4 protein-coding genes and 2 pseudogenes are annotated in these 5,305 nt (G+C 43.2%); 5 read left to right on the plus strand and 1 reads right to left on the minus strand.

All coding sequences use genetic code 11. The features are described from left to right. A pseudogene (locus ACESM0_RS12525) lies at positions 1-930 on the minus strand (hypothetical protein); the annotation flags it as partial. 148 nt (positions 931-1,078) lie between these two features. On the opposite strand from ACESM0_RS12525, the gene ACESM0_RS12530 reads away from it, so the two are divergent. From ACESM0_RS12530 to ACESM0_RS12550, 5 genes and pseudogenes are all read left to right on the plus strand, one after another. Continuing rightward, on the plus strand, positions 1,079-2,203 hold the full coding sequence (locus ACESM0_RS12530; protein ID WP_372906546.1) for a serine hydrolase domain-containing protein: 1,125 nt from the start codon (positions 1,079-1,081) through the stop codon (positions 2,201-2,203). Positions 2,204-2,344: 141 nt separating this feature from the next. Beyond that, entirely contained in the window at positions 2,345-2,755 is a 411-nt protein-coding gene (locus ACESM0_RS12535; RefSeq protein WP_372906547.1) for a DUF6567 family protein, read from the plus strand. Between the two features lie 81 nt (positions 2,756-2,836). Beyond that, positions 2,837-4,132, plus strand: a complete 1,296-nt coding sequence (locus ACESM0_RS12540; protein ID WP_372906548.1) for a ferric reductase-like transmembrane domain-containing protein — start codon at positions 2,837-2,839, stop codon at positions 4,130-4,132. A gap of 29 nt (positions 4,133-4,161) precedes the next feature. After that, a complete protein-coding gene (locus ACESM0_RS12545) occupies positions 4,162-4,632 on the plus strand; it encodes a hypothetical protein (RefSeq protein WP_372906549.1) in 471 nt (156 codons plus the stop codon). Positions 4,633-4,853: 221 nt separating this feature from the next. Then, a pseudogene (locus tag ACESM0_RS12550) lies at positions 4,854-5,305 on the plus strand (hypothetical protein); the annotation flags it as partial.

Consider the following 5,305-nt stretch of genomic DNA (forward strand, 5'->3'; position numbering starts at 1 on the left):
GAGGGCTCTCATTCGATTACCGGCTTTGGCTTGTGCGACCCGGAATTTACTTCGACTTTTCTCAAGTTCATCCAGAACGCTAGCATACTTCCATTTCCCCGAGTAGCTGAATGTGATTGTGGGGATTTCCCGGCCGTTGATCAGTTCGAAAGCCAGAATCAGCATCTCTTCCACATCTCTGAAAGTCATTACATGTGGATTGTTGAGTTCAATAGCCGACATAATTCTCTGTAAAAACTGTTTTTCACGAGGCACACCATACTTCAGTTTTCCGGAGCGATTACCGATAAACCATTTTCTCAACTCAGAACTTGCCTGGGGAGAATTTTCTTTAAGATCATCGATCGTTTTGGTGATTAGATCATGATGTTCCGAACAAAGCTCCTCTACCCGGGTTTGCAGCCCAATTCTTCGATATGTATAAATTTGCCCCATCGCTTCCCCTACTTTTTTGTTGTCGGTCAGATCTGTAAAGGCAACTGTGACGCCAAAAGGTGTCAGGTCTACACGGCGCAGGAGTTGAAGTGCAGCTTCACGTCTTCGGGCTTCACCTTCATATGTTTCCGTGATTTTATCACGGGCAATCAGAATCAAATCGCTTAGTTTGTCTGTCACGTTTAGTATATCCCGCTTCCGTCTCTCTTCCAGGTGCCCCCGTGTGCCATCTTTCACTACTTTTGCAATCAGGCCCACAAAACCCGAAAGAACGGTAAACATCACAAAATAGATCAGCAATTCAGTAGAAGGCATTGTACCGTAGCCGATGTAATATCCGCCAATTAAACCGATGGTTGTTACAGGCCCGGCTGTCCAGAAGATCTGCATGAGTGCGCTTGACCACTTCACGCGGTTTAGGCTACGCTTGAGCCGGCGGGTGTGTTCGTTCGTCTCCCTGTTGAGAGTAATCTGTCTGTGATTGTTTGAAGACAAGGGCTCAGTTTTATTGGGGATGTATTGAATTAACTAGAAGTTAATAACAAAATTAGCAAAATCCGGGTAGCTTTAAATGTGAAAGAGTTTCATAAGTTTCAGGTACATATATTTTATCACAATTCACTCCTCAATAAGATAGTTAGAAATGAAGACCTTTAAACTATATAGTCTATCCGTTTTATTTCTTTTACTGTTTGTTTCGTGCAGCAGTGTGAGTGAACCTGATAAAGCTGTTAATGAGTTGCAGGTTACCGGTGATTTAACTCAAACGGAGATCGATTCGATAGCCTCAGCACTCAATCTTTATCCAAACGGCACTCAATTTTCCATCGCGTTTATCACTGATTCTGTCGTCACGTTTTACGGTGCTCACCGCGATAATGACGTTTTGAATAATACCGGCAATCATGATCGTGTTTTTGAAATCGGATCCATTTCCAAAGTGTTTACATCCACGCTGCTTGCACACACCATTCACGATTCGGTTATCAGTGCAGATCAAAAGGTCAGAAATGCTCTGGATATCGAGATGGCAGTGAACCCCGACTTTACCTTTCTGCAGCTTTCAAATCACACATCCGGTTTGCCAAGGTTACCCGGCGGATATACGTTGAATTTTTTGTGGAATATGAATAATCCCTACAAAATTTTTAATGAGGAGGAATTAAGAACTTATCTGAAGGATGATCTTGTAGTGCCGAGAGACCCTGGGGAGACTCATCGCTATTCCAACTTGGGTGCTGGGTTACTGGGTTTTTTTCTGGGAGAAATTGATCAAAGTAGTTATGAAGAACTTCTCCAGGAAAAAATTTTTGAGCCGATGGGAATGAGCCGTTCAACAACCGTTCGGGAGATGATTGAAGAATACCTGGTAACGGGCTTAACGAAAAGGGGTGGTTCTGCAAAAAACTGGGATTTGGCCGATTTGGCCGGCGCAGGTGGAATCCTGTCAACAGCAGAAGATCTTTCTCTGTTTATTCAAGCCAATTTTAATCCTGATGATCCCGTTTTGTCGCTGCAGCGTGAGTCCACCTTTCAAGTCAACGATAACATGGAGGTAGCGATGGGATGGTTTATCTTGAATCGGGATAGTGGTGAGCGATGGTACTGGCACAACGGAGGCACCGGCGGATATCGATCTTCAATTGTGATGAATCCTGAACAGAAAATTGGCGTGGTAGTATTGTCCAATATTTCAGCGGGTCATTCAAAGGCGGATAAAATTGACAGACTGAGCTTTAACCTGATGGAGATACACTTTTCAAAATAATAGGGCAAGAAGTAAGTATGGTTTATTAGATCAAATATTCTAATCTGAATTTACATGAATCAGTTTCTCCCCTATTTCTTGTGAGTTAAAATTAATCTAATTTTATAGGTAATATATTAATGAATCAAAGAGGTAACGAAAATGAAAAATCAAGTTCTTTTACTACTGTTGGCAACTATGATAATGGGTGGTTGTACAAGTTCAGGAGCCTTTTTAGCAGCTAATCAAACCATCGTGAATTTAGAAGAGGGTAACTACACGGTTGCTGCCACGAATGTGATGGGCGAATCTGAGTCAGGTTACATTTTGGGGTTGAGTTACTCTACAGGCCTGTCCGCTTCTACGCTTGCCATCGCCAGAGTGGAAGGAACCGGGATGCTTTATGCCGAAGCGCTCGAAAACCTTTGGGCAAACTTTGAAATGTCAGGAGAAGATGTTGAAGGCCAGAAACTTGCTCTGACGAATGTACGATATGATTCCGATATCATGAATTTGATTTTATACACAAAGGTAAAAGTAACCGTCCGTGCAGATATTGTAAGATTTGACTGATCTTACTGCTGAGAAAGTATGAGTTGAGGTCTTGAACTAGTTTGGTGTCGAACCGGCTATGACTTTTAATGGGTATATGCAATGGAAAAAAGTGATTCCGGAAATCTGATATTTTGGGGAGTGGCTCTTATAGCTATCCCCCTTTGGTTGTTGTCATTTCCGGAAACGACCATCCGCCACAATGTGAATCCATTTCTTGTTTACATCAGTCAGATTACAGCCCTGACCGGATTTTCCCTGTTTGCACTGACGTTTGTGCTGTCAGCCCGTTGGAGATGGCTGGAGGATTATTTCGGCGGACTGGACAAAATGTACCATTTGCATCATACTATGGCCCGTACGGCCTTGGTCCTGCTGCTGGTTCATCCGATTCTGCTGGCCATTCGGTTTATTCCCGCTGAAACTGATAAAGTTTTTTGGTATCTGTTACCCCTGCATCGCAAGTTCGAAATTGACCTTGGAAGCTGGGCGCTATGGGGTTTGATTCTGCTCATGCTGTTTACTATCGTAATCAAACTGCCTTATGACAAGTGGAAGATTACCCACAAATTTATGGGTGTCTTTTTTATTCTTGGGATTCTCCACATCTTCTTTCTGGACCTCTCTGTATCAGCTAACCCGGCACTGACGATCTATATTGCAGCACTGTCTCTTACCGGTGTTGCAGCCTGGGTTTATAAATCGATCCTTTTCGATTGGGTTATAGAAAAACCTCGATATCGTGTAGAAAATGCAGATCGACTGAATGACCAGGTTATTGAAATAACCATGACACCCGAAAATGAAAAAGTCGGTTTTATTCCCGGACAGTATTTCTTCTTCAGCTTTCGGGACTCGAATCTCTCCGGGGAGTCACATCCTTTCACCGTTTGTGATGAAACAGACAAGGGGCAAATTAAAATTATGGTAAAAGTATTGGGCGATTATACAAAGCAACTCTACCGGAATTTGAAACCGGGTGCAGTTGCTATGCTTGAAGGGCCGTATGGCCGCTTTGACTATCGCAAAGGAAAACGGAAGCAGCTGTGGATTGGCGGCGGTGTGGGAATCGCACCGTTTTTAAGCTGGGCACATGACCTGAAACAACAGGGATTTCCTCACTACATCATTGATCTCTACTATTGTGTAAAAACCGAGAGTGAAGCGATTCACCTGCACCTGTTTAAAGAAATTGAATCTGAGATGAAAGATTTTCATGTACACCTGATCCGTGAGGATGTTGAAGGGTTGCTTAGCGTAAACGATATCAACCAGATTGAAGAGAAAGAAATATTCATTTGCGGGCCCAAGACGATGAGGGAATCTTTAGTGCCGCAGCTGAAAAAAAGTGGAGTTCCAAATAAAGCCATTCACTACGAGGATTTTGACTTTTCCTGATAGATGAACTCTGTTAAACTCAGCCAACAATGAAAAATCAAAGATCTTACAGCTTATACCTACTCATGGGGTTTATGCTTTTCCAGGGAATCAGTGGCCTGTTCGGGGGATTCGCTCTGGTGATTGACCCAACCGGTGAACTGCTTCAAATGCCACTATCCATGCTGGAAGGTTCGCCGTTTGATAACTTCATGTTTCCAGGAATCATTCTGCTTACGATTCTCGGTATTATACCAATGGTTGTGTATTACGGACTTTGGAAGCGCAAAAAATGGGCATGGATGGGAGCGTTGACGGTAAGTGTTGCGCTTATCATCTGGATCGGTGTTGAAATTTGGATGGTTGGGTATCATTCAGAGCCGCCGCTTCAGCTTGTTTACGGACTGCTGGGTGTGATCTTGCTCGTTTTAACACTTCTTCCGGCAGTCCGGCATCAATTGAATGATGAAAATGAATTACCTCGGGGCAGAGTCCACGATGTATCAAATTTGACCAAATAACTATTGGGCCAATATGGAAATTATTCTGGAGTTTCACTCTTTGATGGGGGCTATGAGGGATGATCTGTTGTGCTTTATAACCAAAATATGGATAAATCTTAATTCAGAAAATCATCCCCCTGCTCACTCCGTTCGCTTTCCCCCTTCCAAGGGGGACTTTCTCTTTTCTGACCCAGAGGCACGAGGAATTGAAACAATGATAATTTAAATTAAGGTGATCTATGCTTAAAACAGTTTTCATTTTCGTTATTGCAATTCATGGCCTGATCCACTTGTTAGGCTTTGTCAAGGCGTTTGATATGGCAAATATTACAGAGTTAAGCATCCCGATTTCTAAACCAATGGGAGTAGCCTGGCTGGTCGCGTCAGTTCTCTTTCTGACGACAGCCGTTTTGTATATCATGAGCTACCGGTTTTGGCCTTTCATTGCAATTATTGCCGTAATTCTTTCCCAGTTCATCATTTTCACAGCTTGGGGTGATGCAAAATTTGGCACCATTGCAAATCTGATCATACTGCTTGTGGCTCTGCCCGCTGCAGGAGATTGGTTTTTTAACAGTAAAGTGAGCAGTGAACAGGATTATCTGTTGGAGCAGGTTTCACCACCTGAGGATCAACGTATCCAGGAAGAAGATCTGCAGCATCTGCCGGACATTGTTCAAACCTGGCTGAA

Source organism: Rhodohalobacter sp. (assembly GCF_041686455.1).
Classification (GTDB): Bacteria; Bacteroidota; Rhodothermia; order Balneolales; family Balneolaceae; genus Rhodohalobacter.